Below are 16,487 nucleotides of genomic sequence, written 5' to 3' on the forward strand. Positions count from 1 at the left end.
TGGGCGCGGATCCGGCGGTACGTCCGGCGACCTCACCGGGCGGGCCGCCCGAACGCCCCGAGCAGCACCGCCGAGGCCAGCAGCCCGGCGGCGTACACGCGCAGCACGATCTCGATAGCGCCGCCCGGAGAGTGGCCCGCCTCGTGCAGGAGTTCCAGCGCCGTGGCCGCGACCGCGAGTGCGAGACCGGCGATCACGATGATCGCGGTCTGGCTGACGCCTGCGGCCTGGCCGGCTCGTTCGCGCCGGACGACTCGCTGGGTCCCGATGGAGGCGAACGACCAGCCGAGCCCGAAGCCGAGCCCGCAGCAGAAGAAGACCACGACGTAGGCGAACCAGGCGTGGGTGAACGACAACACCAGCACGGCGATCCCGCCGGCGGCGTTCGCGATCGTCATCACCACCCGCGCCGAGCGGCGCTCGCCCAGCCAGCCGGCCAGTGGTCCCGCGAAGCCCGACGCCGCCGAGAGCGCGAGGAACACCAGGCCGGCGGTGAACGGCGACAGGCCGCGGACGTTCTGCAGGTACAGCGTGGCCAGGAAGACCGTGCCGGCGTAGGCGATGTTGGCCATCGTCCCGGCGGCGGTGACGAGGACGAACGCGGCGTTGCGGAAGAGTTCGACGTCCATCAGCGGCTGGCGTACGCGGCTCTCCACCAGCGGGAGCGCCGCGACGAAGCCGAGCCCCACGACTGCGGCCATCAGGACGAGTGCGGACGTCCAGCCCGCCGTCGGCGCCCGGTCGACGGCGTACGTCACCAGCGCCAGGCCGCCGCTGAGCAGCACCGCACCGGTCACGTCGACCTCGCGCGACACCGTCTCGTCCCTCGACTCCGGTGTGCTGAGCAGCACCACGACCGCCGCGACGATCACGAACGGAACCAAGGTCCAGAAGATCCACCGCCACCCCGGGCCTGCGGTGAGCAGGCCGCCGACGAACGGACCGGCGGCGGTGCCGACGGCTGCCAGCCCGTACGTGCGACCGATCGCCTGGCCCCGGCGTTCGGGTGGAAACGTGCTGGTGAGGACGGCCACGGTCATCGGGAAGATGAGCGCCGCGCCGGCACCCTGCAGGATCCGGAACGCGATCAGCATGCCGGCCGACGACGCGACCGCACACAGCACGGCGGCCAGGCCGAAGATGCCGAGGCCGGTCACCAGGACCAGCCGGCGGCCGAGGATGTCACCGAGACGGCCGCCGAGGACCAGCAGTGACCCGAGGGCGAGCATGTAGCCGCTCAGCACCCACTGCAGGTCGGTGGGCGTGGACCGGAGGTCGTGTGCCATCCGGGGTACGGCGAGGGCGAGCGCGAAGAAGTCCAGCTGTACGCAGAACATCGCCAGCGACGCCGCGATCAGGACCCCGCGAAGCCGTGGGGCGTCGGCGCGCATGTGCGGCGTCGAGCCGGACCCGGTCATGCCTCGGTCCTACCCGGATCGTCGGCCGGTGGAGCGCCGTCGGCCGGGAGGGTACGTGTTAGCGTCCTGGGCGACCGACCAGTCACGGAGGCGACGTGCGAAACCCGGGAGCGCGCAGGTGACCGGCGGCCGCGGTAAGGCACCGTCCGGGCGAGGCCAGGCCACCCGGGCCAGACTGCTGGACGCCGCCGCCCAGCTCGTCGGCGAGGTCGGCTGGGGCGCGGTCTCCACCCGCCTGGTGGCCGAACGGGCCGGCGTCAACCCGGCGCTCGTGCACTACCACTTCTCCTCGGTGGCCGAGCTGTTGCGCGAGGCGGTGATGCGCACGGCCCGCGAAGCCGTCTTCCAACTCGTGGACGTCCTGAGCCAGGCGACCGACGTCCGCGCCGGAGTGGACACACTCTTCGGCTTCCTGCGCCCCTACACCGGCACCGACCCGGCGTCGTTGCTGATGGTGGAGGGCTTCCTCGCCGCCACGCGGGAGGAGACCCTGCGCGCGGAGTTCGCCGCCCTGATCGAGGAGATCCGGCAGCGGCTCGCGGACTGGCTGGCGGCGTGCGGGCACCCCGAGCCGGTCGCGTCCGCCGGTGTGTTCGCGGCAATGATCGACGGACTGCTGTTGCACCGCGCGGTGCAGCCAGGCATGGATTTCGAGGCGTACCAGCGAACCGTGACGAGGATGCTGTCGGCGGGCGTACCCGAAGAGCGCGGCCGGGATGAGTGACGCCGGGTTGCCGGCGAACGACCTGGCCGAGCTGCGCGCCCTGGTGGAGGCGGACCGGGAACGCACTGCCGAGCGGCTCGCGTTCCTCACCCGCGACCTGACCGGCATCCTCGATTCGGCCGCACTGGTGGCCACCGACGACGAGCACGACCCGGAGGGTTCGTCCACCGCGTTCGAACGCGCACACGTGCAGGCACTCCTCGACCAGGCACGCGAACACCTGCGTCAACTCGAGCTTGCGCTGGACCGGATGGCCGCCGGAACGTACGGCAGGTGCGAAAGCTGCGGACGACCCATCCCGGTCGAACGCCTGCGGATCCGCCCGGCCACCACGACCTGCGTCACCTGCGCCGCGCGCTCTCGCTGAGCCGCCGGCCGGTCAGCTCTGCCCGGGACGGACGAGCCCGCTCTCGTAGGCGATCACCACGAGCTGGGAACGGTCGCGGGCGTTCAGCTTCGTCAGCAAACCGGCTGACGTAGGTACGCGCGGTGTCCGGGCTCAGATGCAGGACGGTCCCGATCTCCGCGTTCGACCGCCCGGCGCCGACCGCCTACCCACACGACGGGCGCTGCGGGTGCGTCATCGTGTTCCGTCCCGGCTGCGGCTGCGGCCGTTGTCGCTGTTGCGGTCGTGGTCGGTGAACCAGCCCGTCACCTGGGGGTCGATGTTGTGGTAGATGTGCTTGGCTTCCTGGTACTCCGCCAGCCCGCTCGGGCCGAGCTCGCGCCCGATCCCCGACTGGCCGAAACCTCCCCACTCCGCCTGCGGCAGGTAGGGGTGGAAGTCGTTGATCCAGACGGTGCCGTGCCGCAGCCGGTTCGCGACCCGTTGCGCGCGGCCGGCGTCCTGGGTCCACACCGCCGCGGCCAGGCCGTAGCTTGTGTCGTTGCCGATCCGGACCGCCTCGTCCTCGGTGGTGAAGGTCTCCACGGTGACCACCGGCCCGAAACCCTCGTCGCGTACGACGGACATGCCCGACCGCACACCGGTGAGGACCGTCGGCGCGAAGTAGAAGCCGTTCGCCAGGTCACCCTCGCCCCAGGTGCCACCACACCGTAGGACCGCGCCCTCGGCGACGCCGCGGCGGACGTACTCGGTCACCTTGTCCCGGTGTGCGGCGGAGATCAGCGGGCCGGTCTCGGCGTTCTCGTCGAACGGCCCGCCCATCCGGATCATCCGCGCGCGGCGGACCAGTTCGTCGACGAACCGGTCGTGCAGCGACTCCTCCACGACCAGCCGGGCACCTGCCGAGCACACCTGGCCGGAGTGCAGGAACGCGGCGTTCAGCGCGTTGTCCAGCGCGGCGTCGAAGTCGGCGTCGGCGAAGACGACGTTGGGGTTCTTGCCGCCGAGTTCGAGCGCGACCTTCTTGACCGTCGCGGCGGCGGAGGCGGCGATCCGGCGCCCGGTCTCCAGCCCGCCGGTGAACGACACCAGGTCGACGTCCGCGTGCTCCGACAGCGGAGCGCCCGCCACCGGACCCGCACCGAGGACGAGGTTTGCCACCCCGGCCGGCAGGCCCACCTCGGTGAGTACGTCCATCAACAGGATCGCCGTGCTGGGGGTGAGCTCGCTCGGTTTGAGGACGAACGTGTTGCCGGCAGCCAGTGCGGGCGCGACCTTCCACGCCGCCTGCAGCAGTGGGTAGTTCCAGGGCGAGATGAGCCCGCACACGCCGACGGGTTCGTAGCTGATCCGGCTCACCACGCCCGGGTCGCCGGCATCGACGAGCCGGCCCGCATCCAGCCCGGCGAGCTTGCCGAAGTACGTGAAACAGGCGGCGATGTCGGCCAGGTCGAGCCGGCTCTCGACGATCCGCTTACCGGTGTCGAGGGACTCCGCCCGGGCGAACTCCTCGGTCCGGGTGCGAAGTCGCTCGGCCACCCGCAGCAGCAGGTCGCCGCGTTCGGCGGCTGGGGTGCGCGGCCACGGGCCGGTGTCGAACGCCTTGCGGGCGGCGGCAATCGCGCGTTCCACGTCGACCGTCCCGGCCTCACTGACGTGCTTCACGTACGAGCCGTCAGCCGGGCAGCGGATCTCCCTGGTGCCGCCGTCGGCGGCGGGCACCCAGGCGCCGTCGACGTACAGCGTTGCCGGTGGTGAGGACAGCGGCGCGGTCGTGGTCTCGTCGAGCTCGCTCATCGAATTCCCGTCTCGGCGGTCCACGCGCCTCGGCTCGGCGCGTCTGGGCGAGCAGGCTACCGGGCCGACCGGTGGCAGCACGAACGTCCGTGACCGAACCGGGATGGGCGTCCGCCGGCTGGGCGAGACTGATGGCGCAGGCGCTGGGCCTTGCCTGAAGGTGCCGGGGCCGCGCGTGTGGCGGCCCCGGCACCGATCCGTCAAGTGCTACTTGACGGCAACCTTGACACCGCCGGAGAACATCGAGTCGTGCAGCTCCAGGCTCGCCGGAGTGGCGTCCGTGGGAATGTCGAAGACCACGATGCCGGACAGCTTGTTGCCCGGGTTGATCTCCTCCAGCAGCGACTGCGAGTCGTCGAGGTACACGGCCGCCTCGCTGTCCGCGCTGGCCTTGCGGCCCTGGGTGTCGAAGAGGTACTGGTCGTCACCCAGGAAGGTGCCGGCCTCCTTGCCATGGTTCTCCACCGTCAGGTAGACGTAGACGAACTTGCCCTGTGGCTTGGTGTTGAGGTACTCGTTGCCGATCCTCGCCGGCCCCTTCGTCACCTTGGTCACGGTGAAGGTGAAGTCGCCGTCACGAACCGCGTCGCCGATACCCGCGGTGTCGTCCACCTTCTTGGCGGGTGCGGCCTTCTCCGACTTCGCCTTCTCGGTGTCGGCCTTCTCGGTGTCGGCCTTCTCGGTGTCGGCCTTCTCGGTGTCGGCCTTCTCGGTGTCGGCCTTCTCGGTGTCGGCCTTCTCGGTGTCGGCCTTCTTGGTGTCCGCCGCTGCGGGCTTGTCCGCGGACTCGTCCACGGTGGTGTCGGTCTGGTCGGTCGCCGCCGCGTCGTCGCCACCGCCGGAGAGCGCGGCGCCCACGCCGATGATGAGGACAAGTCCGAAGACCGCGCCCAGGATCGCAAGGCAGCCGATGCCCAACTTCTTCACAAGAACCCCCCGGTTCCTCGTATAGACGTCGACCCCGTCGACGTCTGCGGAGGTGTGGTCACACGTGCCCACACCGTTGCCCGGTGTCGGCGTACGCGGAGAAGTTCACGGACGGTCCGCCGGCTCAGGACGTGTTGAGGACACACCTCGGTACGACGTCTGCGCGGTCGGACACTCGTACGAACACAGGTTTCGGCGCGCGTGAACGACGCGACGCCAACCTGACCGCGTGAGTGTGTCGAGAACTTCTTGTCGTCGAGCTGATGTGCCCGCACGACCAGCAGGCGCGAGTGCGCCTGGACCTTCCCCCTTGGTTTATGCCCGGCCCCCGCCGGACAGCGCGGTAAAGATAGCTGGTGTGTCCCCAAATGTCCAAATCGATGTGCGTACTCTCATCGCCGGCCCCTATCGTGTGCTCGCGAAGCCGCCCGAGCAGCCGAGAAGCCGAGAGGAACTCCCCGTGCGCCTGTCCTCCGACGACCTGGCCGAACCGGTGATGGTCGAGGTGCCCGGAGGCTGTGCCGACCTACGGGACGACCGGATCGGCGCTCGGTGGCAGGTCGAACTCGAGCCCTTCTGGCTGGGACAGGTGCCGGTCACGGTGGACCTTCACCGCGCCACGATCGGGCTCGAGCCCGACCCTTCGGTGAGAGGTGCCTCGCCGGTGAGCGGTGCCTCGCCGGTGACGAACGTCAGCTGGCTCGACGCGGTGGACGTGTGCAACCGGCTCTCGGCGCGGCACGGACTCGGTCCGGCGTACTCCCGCGACGAACGCACCGGTGGCGTGACCTGGGACCGCACTGCGGACGGCTACCGGCTGCCGACCGAGGCCGAATGGCAGTACGCCTGCAAGGCAGGCACCACCGGATACCGCTACGGCGAGCTGGACGACATCGCCTGGTACGCGGACAACTCCGGAGGCCGGGCGCACGACGTCGGCGGCAAGGCGCCCAACCCGTGGGGGCTGCTCGACATGCTGGGCAACGTGTGGGAGTGGTGCTGGGACCTCTACGACGAGGAGGTCTACGGCTCCTACCGCATCTTCCGCGGCGGCGGGTGGGCCGAGGAGGCGCGTGGCTGCGGCGCCACCGTACGCCGCCGCAGCCATCCCTCGTTCGCGATCGACGACCTCGGCTTCCGGCTCGCCCGCACCCTGCCCTGACGCGGGCGTACGGCCGGGAACGGGAGGGTTCGGTGGTACGCAAGCCTGCTGGGGATTGTCATGCGGCAAGTTCAAGTTGACGTCGATTCTTCTTGTAGGTAAGGAGTTTCCTGCGAGCTTGTGGTGATCTTGTTCGGTAGAATCGAACGCATGAGCGACGACGGTGAATGCTTCGACGAGGACCTGGGTGAGGAGCCCGGGCCTCGTCGGGTGCTGCCTGCCGGGTTCGCTGATCTGCCGGGCGGGCCGGAGTTGGCTGTTGCGGTCGCTTCGGTCGACGTCCGTGAGTGCAACGGGTGGGAGCTGGAGGAGCTGATCAAGGGCCAGCGGCGGCTGGGCTGCTGGGTGGAGGCCACCTGCCTGAGCGCGGTGAACGAGCTGACCTACGCCACCGATGGCATGCCCGAGGATCCTGCCGAACGGAGTGTCACACCGGACCCGATGACCCCGGAAGTCCTCGAACCGCTGCTGGGGTGGACCGGCTACCGCGCACACCAGTACGTGTCTTTGGCCGCCACCCTGCCCCGCCTGCCCCGTGTGCGCGAGGCGCTCGCGACCGGAAAGTTGGAGCTCAACGAGGTCCGCACCATCGTCGACCGCATCACCGACGCCAAACCCGACCTGTGGGAGGCCATCGAGGACGCCATCTTCCCCAAGGTGCTCGACCTGCGCGGCGGGTTGTTGCGGGCGAAGGTCGAGGCAGAGGTCCTCAAAGCCGACCCCGCCGCCGCCGTCAAACGCCACCGGGCCGCGCGGACCGAGCGGAACGTGGCGATGTGGCCCGCCGTCGACGGCGTCGCCGACCTCGCCATCCGCGGCCTGTCAGCAGACCAGGCCGCCGAGGCGTACGGCTACATCGACGCCATCGCCCGCGCGGTCAAGTCCACCGGCGACCCCCGCACCCTCAGCCAACTCCGCGCTGACGTCGCCGCCGCCCTACTCACCGGCACCGCCCACATCACCGACTGCTCCACCCCACGGCAAGCCGACCAGACACCCGGCGAGACCGAGCAGGACGAGACCGAGCAGGACGAGACCGAGCAGGGCAACGCGGAGAACGATGTCCCGCAAGAGCGGGCCGACACCGAGTCAGCGCAGGGGCAATGTGCCATTCACCGCTTCCCTGACCACGACCTGCACTACGACTGGTGCAAGTGCCGTGACTGCTCCCCGGTTTCTGTGGCCAGGTGCACGGTGTGCGGCGCCGCCGCGAATGGCACCCCGGTCCACGACGCCGCAGCCCACGACGCCGCCGAGCGCACCACTGCCGCAGAGGACGCAGCCACCGGTCATCCCGCGGCGGGGCACATCCCGCAGCAGAACCGGCGACCCGACGAGTCGACCGACCCACCGCCAGGCGGGGCGGCAACACCATCAGAAGCCACGCCGCCCTGGTCTTCCTCGCAGCCGAGCTGGGGCGGGATACGAACGCGGGCGAAGATCCAGCTGAACATCCCGCTCACCACCCTGATAGGACTGTCCGCCCGGCCCGGCGAGCTCGGCGGGTTCGGACCCGTCATCACCGAAGTCGCCGCGAGGCTGGTCGCGAACAACCTCACCAACCCCGAAGCCCGATTCAGCGTCGGAGTCACTCACCCGGTCACCGGACGGCTATTACACCTGCATCCGATACCTGCGAGGTTCCTGCGCGGACTGCAGGCCGAGCTGGTGCATGCCCGCGACCAGCGCTGTGTGTGGACCACCTGCCGGCGGCCCGCAGCAACGTGTCACCTGGACCACAACACCGAACACGCCGACGGCGGTGCCACGTCGGTGGACAACATCGCACCGCTGTGCCCGCGGCACCACAAGGCCAAAACCGAACGAGACTGGAAACTCCAGCGGACCGGCCCCGGCGAGCACACCCTCACCGACCCCTACGGCCGGCAATACCGCAGCGGGGCCCCATCCCTCACCGACCCCGTACCACCCGAGCCGGCATCCGCCACCTCGAACACGAGGACGGCCGACGACGACCTACCGCCGTTCTGAGGCCCAACGCCTGGGTGCTCGGGTACGGATCGAAAGCTACTCGCCGAACTCCGAGAGATCGCGGGAGCGGATCAGCGCGGGTTGGTCGGCGCGGCTGACCCAGGGTGTGTCGTACGACGGGTCGTTGGCGAAGCGGCGCATGGAAAGCCGCAGCCGGATCTGCCCGCCGGGAGCGAGGCGCACCCGTAGCCAACGGCTGTCAACCGCGACTTGCCGACGACCGGCGTCGTCGCCGAGTACGGTGGCGTGCTCGATGTGGTGCTCGCCGAATCCGCCTGCCTGGACGACGACTTCGCGTTCCTCGTCGGCGCCGCAGTTGACCAGGTGCACCGTGGCCGAGGAGCCGTCGACGTGCTCCACCAGCGCGGCCACGTCCGGTGGCAGGCCGGGACGCCGGGCGGTGCGGTCGAAGTAGCGAACGGTCGCGAACTGCAGCCCGCCGTGGTAGACGTGCAGCGGCGCACCTAGCATCGTCTGCACGAGCCCCTCGGCGAAGACCGGGCTCATGTCCTGCCAGTGGTGGACGTCCCACTGCGCCGGGTCCCCGTCGTCGGAACGGATCCGCTCCAGGCGTTGGTGAAGCTGACGCTGGTTGGTGGCCAGGATCTGCGCCGGGTAGTCCGGGTTGGCACCGTGCACGTACGCGAACCAGTGCTCACTGTTGGCGGCACCGTTGGCCTTGGCGATCCGGTCCGTCGGCGTCCCCCAGTCCGCCGATCCCGGCAACCGGAGCACCCGGTCCAGGTCCTCCTCCGCGTGGCTCAGGCTCCAGCAGGTGACCGGTACGCGCGCGTCCGGCCGTCGGTAGTCCGTCCAGCCGGAGTTGACATGCCGGTGCGGTACCACCCAGCCGCCGGATGCACTGCCGTCGTCATGCCCAAGGTCCCACAATGCGTCCAGCTGCGAACGGATCAGGTCCAGGTGCGTGAGCTTCCCGTCGAGCAGAGCGCCGTTGGTGCAGGCGATCGCCACCGCCTCGAGGATCTGGTGGGCACCGTGCGGCCAGCGCCAGCCGTAGTAGCCGCCCCACCACGCGCCGTCCATGTACTGCCCTATCACGTCGTCGGGCCCCACGTTGTCCGGAAGCAAGCCACCGTTGCGCTCGGCGCGATCCCGCCAGGCAGCGCGATAGTCGAGCACCCAGTCCCGGTAGCGAACGTCGCCGGTGAACAGATAGACGTGCGTCAGCAGGCTGGTCGCGGTGAGGTTCAGCGGTACGTCGCCACGGGTCATCCGCGCGTTCATCCGGTCCAGGATGTGTGCGTACGTCGCGTCGTCGGTCCACGCGCACGTGGGCCCGGTGACACCCGGCAGGTCCTCGAACGGCGGCGGGTAGTTGTCCAGCACCTCGCGGTGGGTGCTCCAGTCCTCGGCGGTGACCGTGAACCGCGGGCCGCGCGAGCCGGTCAGCGGTGAGCGGATCAGCCGCCTGGCCGGGTCGTAGTTGGCCGCCTCGGGGTCCTCGCCGGTGTAGAAACCGGCGAACCGCACGGCCCGCTGTCGTTCCTTCGCACTCGTCGGGTCGGCGAGCGCCAGCAGGTACAGGAGGTTGTTGGCCTCGCCGTGGTGCATCCAGTCGTAGTAGGCGTCGAACTCGCGGTGGATCTGGCCGTACTCCGTCCACTGCCAGGTGACCGCATCCCACTGGCGGCGGGCGAGGGTGAGGAGTTCGGTACGCCCGCCGAGCAGGTACAGCATCGGCAGCCCCTGGAACCCCTCGTACGGGTCGTCCGAACCGTCCATCCCGGGCCAGGACTCCCGCCACGGCAGGGTGCCGTCGGGGCGTGCGTAACGGTCGACGAACTCCAGCGCCGCCTGCTCCGAAGCCGCCAGCAGCTCACGCTGCAACCGGGCCCACTCCGGTGGCGTCGACACCTCGGTCGACTCCACGACCGGGATGACGTCGGCCGGTTCGCCGGTCTGCACGGTCGGCACCTTCTGGTCACTCAGGACGCTCTGGTCACTCGGCACGCTCTGGTCACTCGGCACGTTCGGCACTGTAGGCACCGCGCGAACGCACCGGGGAAGGTGGCGCCGAGGTCGGCCTGAACCGGTCGGATGTCCCCGCCAGTACTTCAGCCGGCTTCGCCGAGGTGGCGCAGGACCGCACGAGCGGCGCGGGTGCCACTGGCCATCGCGCCCTGGGTGGACGGGGTGTCGCGGTGGTCGCCGGCCACGAACAGCCCCTCGCCCAGGTCGACCGGCTTGCGAAGATCGCCGAGCGGCGGCGGGGCGGCCGGCAGCGCCTCGCGGACCTCGGTGGTGTCGACGTGTTCCCAGGAGTCGGTGGGTACGCCGTACAGCGCGGACAGCCGCGTCCGGATCTCCGACTCGTCCGGCGGGGCGCCCCTGTCGCGACCGGTCGGTCCGAGGACGGAGGTGGAGATCAGTGCCCGGCCGTCGGTGGAGTAGGACGCGGCCGCCGCGGTGAGCACGACGGTGTTGACGATGGTCCGGTCGTCGGCCCCGTCGAGGAGCAGAGTGGGCTCGGTCAGCGGCGGTTCGGGCGCGGCGTGGTAGTAGGTGGTGAGCCCGCGAAGCGGCGGAATCCTCAATCCTGGCAGGAGTCTGCCGGCGGTGGCCGGGTCGGTGGCGACCACCACGGCGCGCGCACGCACCTCCTGCCCGTCGTACCGGACGAGTCCGGGCGTCACCCCCTCGACCTCGACACCGGTGCGGAGAACTCCGTCGGGTAGCCGGGCCGCCAGCTGGGCTGGGATCGCTCCCATACCGGCGGCAGGAACGATGACGGTGCCGCGGACGAAGCTGCGCCACACCAGGTCGACGAACCTGCTCGAGGTGGTGAGCTGGTCCTCGGCGAGTACGCCGGACAGGAACGGGCGCAGGAACCTGTCCACCGCGGGACCGGCGAGCCGGCGCCGGCGCAGTGACTCCGCAGCCGTGGTCTCCTCGGCCTGCAGCAGTCGGCGTACGGGCGTGAATCCCACGTCGGCGGAGTAGGCGGCCAGCGCGAGTTTCGCCTGCCACGGCAGCAGACTCGAGCCGATCGTGGCGGGCAGGTCTGCCGGGTGGCGGCGCGGGTCGCCCAGCCGGTGCAGTTTTCCGGCGTACCGCACCAGCGCTCCGGCGGTGAACGGACGCGGGTCGAGCGCCGGCAGGTCGAGCCGTCGCCGCACCTGCGGATAGGACGTGTTGAGCACCTGGAAGCCGCGGTCGAGCGTGAACCCGGACCGGTGGTCGGAGGCGACGCGGCCACCCGGGCGCGCCTCGCGCTCGAGCACCGTGACCGTACGGCCGGCCGCGACCAGATCGAGGGCGGCCACCAGACCGGCCATGCCGGCGCCGACCACCACCACGTCGTACTCGGACTCGACCACTTGACGCCTCCCCGCCCACCGGCTGTCCGGTGCCGCGTACTTCCCGTCGACTCCGTCGATCCCGTCGATCCCATCGATCCCGTCGATCCCATCGACCCTAGGACATCGACCGGTCACTCGCGTCGCACACGCACGGCCGGCCGTTGCCGGATTTTCCTCCCGTACGAAGCAATGGATCGGCCCGAGCCCGCGTCCGAGGAGCAGAACGTGTCCACACGGGGAGACACGCTTTCACACGGGGAGAAGAGAATGAACCGGAAGCGAACGCCGGTGGCGTTGCTGGCCGCGGCTGCACTGAGCGCGGGGGTGGCCGCCGCGACGAGCAGACCGGCAGCGTCGGTCGACCAGGTGCGAAACTTCGACGTCAGCGCCCGGGTGCTCGACCGGAACGGCCTCCCGGCGAAGGACGCCTCCGTCTCGGTCTACGGCCTGGACACTGATTTCGAGGACGACCAGGCGCTCGGTGCAGGGGCAGACCCTGCACCTGCCCGCCGTACGGTACGCGGTGACCGCGGACATCACCACCCCCGCAAAGGGCGGAGGCGAGCCCGACGAAGCCGTGTTGGCCCAGCCACTGCTGACGGTGGGCAGGGACACCAGGCTGGTGTTGGACGCCCGGGCCGCCCGCCCGGTGTCGGTGCGGGTTCCGGATTCCTCGGCCCGGATCGAGAACGTCAACGTGGCTGTGAGCGTCGGCGACCGCGGCGCCATCAGCGAGTTCCAGAGCCTCGCTCACCTCCACACCGCGCAGATCGGCCCGTCCGCGCCGGCGAACCTTTTCACCGCTGAGATCGAGGGCGTGTGGGCCCGGCCGGACGCCGACGGTGACTTCCGGTCCAGCCCATACGCCTACATGCTGTCGTGGTTCTCCGAGGGTGGCTTCTTCAACGGCCTGTCCAAGGCGCCGGCGCGCGGTGACCTGGCGCGGGTGCGGTCCACGCAGCAGACCCTGGACAGGTTCGGGTATGTGTACAAGGGCTATCTGGCGCACAGCCTCCACGGTGTGGAGGGTGTGCGACTGGAGCACGTCACCCGCGAAGGGGCCACGCTCACGGAGTACTACTCCACCGGCGTCGGCTGGGAAACGCTGTTCGGTGACATCTGGGGGGACGCGGGTGCGCTGGTGTCCCGGACCACTCCGCAGGTGCGCCACTTCCAGCCAGGTGGTGACTACCGTGACCGTTGGGGTGCCGCGGTCCTCGGGCCGGCGTTCCTTCGGCCGCAGCCGGGACAGGCACCGGGCGTTGCCCGCACGGCAGCCGGCATCGACGTCGACGTGCCGATGTACGTCGACGGCGACGGTCACCCGGGCGAGGCCGGCGCCATCACCGGCTCGACCACGCTGTATCGCAACGGCGCCAAGGTCGGCACGTCGGACGCGCGGGGCTCCGCCACCTTCAGCGTGCCCGCGCAGGACGCGACCTACCGGTTGGACACGACCGTGACGCACCCGCCGGCGTTCCTGGAGTTCTCCCCTCGCATCGACACCAGTTGGACATTCCGGTCGGCGGCCGTTTCGGATGGAACGCCCCGCGCGCTGCCGGTCTCCGCGATCCGGTTCCACCCGCGAGTGGACGCACGAAACCACCTGCTGCCGGGTGGCTCCGCGATGCACGTGACGGTGGAACGCCAGCCGGGTGCGGAACGCCCGGGCCGGCAGAAGCTGAGCGTCTCGGCGTCCTTCGACGACGGCCACACCTGGCGCCAGGTCGCCGTCGCACCGACCGCGCACGAGGGTGACTGGCTCGCCCGGGTCCCGCGGCCGTCGAAGCCGGGGTACGTCTCGCTGCGGGCGGTCGCCGCCGACGGACACGCCGGCTCTGTACGCCAGACGATCATCCGGGCGTACGCCGGCTGAACCGAAGAGCGCAGGCTGCGCGCCGGTCAGGTGGGCAGCCTGCGCAGGAAGGGGTCGCCGGGCTCGGCCGGTGCGAGCCGAACCCGCGCGTCCACCACCACGCACGAGCTGGTGGTCGCGACGACCGGGTTCAGGTCGAGTTCGGCGACCTCGGGCACGAGTTCGGCGAGCCGGCCCACGCGCAACAGCACGTTGACAATGCCGTCGGTGTCCAGCCGGGGGTCGGCGCGTTCCCCGAACAACGCCGGCCCCGCTCGCAGCGCGGTCAGCATCTCGCGGGCGTCGAGGTCGGTGAGCGGCGCCAACCGGTGCGTACGGTCGCCGATGAGGTCGGTGTCCACCCCGCCCAGCCCGAACGCCACCAGCGGGCCGAACATCGGGTCGCCGCTGACCCCCACCAGGAGTTCGCGCCCGGGCGCGGCCATCGGCTGAACGACGACGCCGGTCAGTGCCGACCCGAAACGCCTGTGCAGTACGCCGAAACCGTCGCGTACGCCCGCCTCGTCGGACAGGTTCAGCAGGACCCCGCCGGCCCGGCTCTTGTGCAGGACGTCCGCCGCGGCGGCCTTGAGCGCCACCGGCCGGCCCACCTCGTGGAACGCCATCACCGCCTCGTCGGCGTTCCGGGCGACCCGGACGCCGGCGACCGGCAGGCCCACGTGCCCGAGCAGCATGACCACGCCCTCCGGGTCCAGCCAGCCGCCGTCCGGATGCGCGGTGAGGAACTCCGCCACGAGGGCGCGGGCCGCGTCGACGTCGATGTTCGGAAGGTCCGGCACGGTCCCGGCCGGGCGGTTGCGCCAGCTGCCGTACCGGACCGCCTTGCCCAGCGCGACGGCGGCATTCGCGGGGTCGCTGAACACCGGCACCGGCCGCCCCGCGGTGGGGTCGGTGGGATGCAGCGCGTCGACCAGCGCCGTCTGCCCGACCCGGACCGCGACCACCGGAAGGCCCAGCTCCCAGGGCACCTCGTCCGCCAGCCTGGGCAGCGGATCGGTCACCGCGGTCGGCGCCGTCAGCACCAGCACCGAGTCCACGCCCGGATCGTCGAGCACGGCCCGTACGCACCGATGGAAGATCTCGTCGGGGACGTCCGCGGTGGTGTCGACCGGGTTGCGCAGGCTCGCGGTCGGCGGCAGCAGCGAGCGGAGTTCGGCGCGGGTGACCTCGTTGAGTTCGGGGAGGGTGAGGCCCTGGCGCGCGCAGGCGTCGGCGGCGAGTACGCCGATCCCGCCGACGTTGCCGATCACCGCGACCCGGTTGCCGGTGGGCAGCGGCTGCCAGCTCAGCACGCAGGCGGTGGCCACGACGTCGCCGAGGTTGTCCATCGCGAGTACACCGGCCTGGTCGAACAACGCGTCCCGGTTGACCGCCGGGGTCGCGGACGCGGCCGTGTGCGAGGCGGCGGCCCGCCGGGCGACCTCGCTGGTGCCGGTTCGTACCGCCAACACCGGCTTGCGCGCGGCCAGTGCCCGCGCCAGCAACCCGAACTTGCGCGGGTTCCCGAACGACTCCACGTAGACGACGGCCAGGTCCGTGGCGTCGTCGCGCTGCCACCACATCAACAGGTCGTTGCTGCTCACGTCGAACTTGTCGCCGGTCGACACCATGCTGGAGACGCCGAGCTCCACCGCGGCGAACTGCTCCAGCAACGCGATCCCCACCCCGCCGGACTGGGTGACGACGCCGACCCGCCCGGTGGGCGCCGGTCCGCGGGCGAACGTCGCGTTCAGCCGGACGTCCTCGGCGGTGTTGACCACGCCGAGACAGTTGGGGCCGACCATCCGCATGCCGTACTTGCGCACCGCCGCCCGCAACGCGTTCGCGCGTTCCGGATGGTCGGTCACGCCGGAGGTGACGACGACCAGCGCGTGGACGCCGCGTTCACCGCACTCCTCCGCGGCCTGCGCGACCGCCGCGGCCGGAACGCACAGGACGGCCAGGTCGACGCCCGCCGGGAGGTCGCGTGCGGAGGGGAAGCACCGCACGTCGGCCACCACGTCCGCGTGCGGGTTGACCGCGTGGGCGGTGCCGGTGTAGCCGCCGGCCAGCAGGTTGGCCAGGACGGCGTGCCCCACCGCGTCCGGCCGCCGGCTGGCGCCCACGACCGCGACGGACCTGGGCCGCAGCAGGGCGCTCAGGCTGGCGACGTCGGCGAGGCGTTCCCGCTCACCGACGGCGGCCGCGTAGCTCGCGTAGCCCGCGTCGCCCGCGCCGTCCTCGGTGAGCCGCAGAGTCACGAGGTACGACGAACCCGCCAGCCGCATCGTCATCGGCAGCCCCGCGTCACGGAAGACCCTGACCATGGCGGCGTTCTCGGTGAGCACCTCGGCCACGAACCGCCGTACCCCGCGCCGCCGGGCCGCGGAGGCCAGGTGCTCCAGCAGCAGCGTGCCCAGGCCGTGCGCCTGCTGCCGGTGGTCGACGACGATCGCGACCTCGGCTTCGGCCGGGTCCGACAGCACCTCGCAGTGGGCGGCGCCGATCAGGGTCTGTCCCGGAGTCGGTCCGGCGAACGCGCCGACGGTGACCCGGTGGGCGTCGCCGGGCCGGACCAGCGGACCGAGCAACTCGGGCAGACCGACCGGGTGGGTCGTGAAGAACCGCAGGTAGGTGTCGCGTTCGGGGAGGTCCTGGTGCAGCCGCAGCAGGTCGTCGAGGTCGTCCGGCCCGAGGGGACGCAGCTCGACGACCCGTCCGTCGGTGAGGACGGCGCGCACGGTCTGGGTGGTCGGGACGGTCTGCCCAGGCTGTCGGGGCTGCCCGGGCTGCCCGGGCTGCCCGGGCTGCCCGGGCTGCCCGGCTTCGTCCGGCATGACCGTGGTCGCCGACCGGTCTGGCTCCATGCGTACTCCGTCCACCGTCCCCGCCCCAGCCGGCCCCCACCGGTCACAGAGCAAACGGTAAGCCATGTCCGGTGCGCAG

General features: G+C 71.1%; 11 protein-coding genes. 5 read left to right on the forward strand and 6 right to left on the reverse strand.

The genetic code is table 11. The annotated features are described in order from the left end of the window. Positions 1-32: 32 nt before the first annotated feature. Positions 33-1,418, reverse strand: coding sequence for an MFS transporter (locus tag F4554_RS02490; protein ID WP_179785870.1), 1,386 nt, complete (start codon positions 1,416-1,418; stop codon positions 33-35). A gap of 118 nt (positions 1,419-1,536) precedes the next feature. Here F4554_RS02490 and F4554_RS02495 point away from each other — a divergent pair, with 118 nt between their 5' ends. Continuing rightward, entirely contained in the window at positions 1,537-2,142 is a 606-nt protein-coding gene (locus F4554_RS02495) for a TetR family transcriptional regulator (protein WP_202889108.1), read from the forward strand. Then, positions 2,135-2,509, forward strand: coding sequence for a TraR/DksA family transcriptional regulator (locus tag F4554_RS02500; RefSeq protein ID WP_179785872.1), 375 nt, complete (start codon positions 2,135-2,137; stop codon positions 2,507-2,509). The genes F4554_RS02495 and F4554_RS02500 overlap by 8 nt, the downstream gene beginning before the upstream one ends. A gap of 213 nt (positions 2,510-2,722) precedes the next feature. Here the strand turns inward: F4554_RS02500 and F4554_RS02505 are convergent, their stop codons facing one another. Beyond that, complete coding sequence (locus F4554_RS02505; RefSeq protein ID WP_179785873.1) at positions 2,723-4,285, reverse strand: aldehyde dehydrogenase family protein; 1,563 nt, start codon at positions 4,283-4,285, stop codon at positions 2,723-2,725. Between the two features lie 207 nt (positions 4,286-4,492). Further along, complete coding sequence (locus F4554_RS02510; RefSeq protein WP_202889109.1) at positions 4,493-5,212, reverse strand: DUF4352 domain-containing protein; 720 nt, start codon at positions 5,210-5,212, stop codon at positions 4,493-4,495. A gap of 460 nt (positions 5,213-5,672) precedes the next feature. On the opposite strand from F4554_RS02510, the gene F4554_RS02515 reads away from it, so the two are divergent. Further along, positions 5,673-6,374, forward strand: coding sequence for a formylglycine-generating enzyme family protein (locus tag F4554_RS02515; protein WP_337795841.1), 702 nt, complete (start codon positions 5,673-5,675; stop codon positions 6,372-6,374). A 150-nt stretch (positions 6,375-6,524) separates the two neighbouring features. Beyond that, a complete protein-coding gene (locus tag F4554_RS02520) occupies positions 6,525-8,366 on the forward strand; it encodes an HNH endonuclease signature motif containing protein (protein ID WP_179785874.1) in 1,842 nt (613 codons plus the stop codon). Positions 8,367-8,402: 36 nt separating this feature from the next. Here the strand turns inward: F4554_RS02520 and F4554_RS02525 are convergent, their stop codons facing one another. Together F4554_RS02525 and F4554_RS02530 are read right to left on the reverse strand one after the other, a co-directional pair. After that, the gene (locus F4554_RS02525) at positions 8,403-10,355 is read right to left on the reverse strand and encodes a DUF8034 domain-containing protein (protein WP_179785875.1); all 1,953 of its coding nucleotides are present in this window, start codon (positions 10,353-10,355) and stop codon (positions 8,403-8,405) included. An 86-nt stretch (positions 10,356-10,441) separates the two neighbouring features. Beyond that, complete coding sequence (locus tag F4554_RS02530; protein ID WP_337795842.1) at positions 10,442-11,704, reverse strand: NAD(P)/FAD-dependent oxidoreductase; 1,263 nt, start codon at positions 11,702-11,704, stop codon at positions 10,442-10,444. 463 nt (positions 11,705-12,167) lie between these two features. Between F4554_RS02530 and F4554_RS02535 the strand changes: the two genes are divergently transcribed. Further along, positions 12,168-13,562, forward strand: a complete 1,395-nt coding sequence (locus tag F4554_RS02535; RefSeq protein WP_179785876.1) for a hypothetical protein — start codon at positions 12,168-12,170, stop codon at positions 13,560-13,562. A 26-nt stretch (positions 13,563-13,588) separates the two neighbouring features. On the opposite strand, the gene F4554_RS02540 is transcribed toward F4554_RS02535, so the two are convergent. Continuing rightward, positions 13,589-16,408 carry a bifunctional acetate--CoA ligase family protein/GNAT family N-acetyltransferase gene (locus F4554_RS02540; protein WP_202889110.1) on the reverse strand — a complete coding sequence of 940 codons (2,820 nt, stop codon included), beginning with the start codon at positions 16,406-16,408 and terminating at the stop codon, positions 13,589-13,591. Between the last annotated feature and the right edge of the window lie 79 nt (positions 16,409-16,487).

The organism is Actinopolymorpha rutila, from assembly GCF_013407855.1.
GTDB classification, from domain to species: domain Bacteria; phylum Actinomycetota; class Actinomycetes; order Propionibacteriales; family Actinopolymorphaceae; genus Actinopolymorpha; species Actinopolymorpha rutila.

Coding starts and splice junctions, on each gene's coding strand:
- F4554_RS02490 (WP_179785870.1), bottom strand. CDS start 1,418: ATGACCGGGTCCGGCTCGACGCCGCACATGCGCGCCGACGCCCCACGG.
- F4554_RS02500 (WP_179785872.1), top strand. CDS start 2,135: ATGAGTGACGCCGGGTTGCCGGCGAACGACCTGGCCGAGCTGCGCGCC.
- F4554_RS02505 (WP_179785873.1), bottom strand. CDS start 4,285: ATGAGCGAGCTCGACGAGACCACGACCGCGCCGCTGTCCTCACCACCG.
- F4554_RS02520 (WP_179785874.1), top strand. CDS start 6,525: ATGAGCGACGACGGTGAATGCTTCGACGAGGACCTGGGTGAGGAGCCC.
- F4554_RS02540 (WP_202889110.1), bottom strand. CDS start 16,408: ATGGAGCCAGACCGGTCGGCGACCACGGTCATGCCGGACGAAGCCGGG.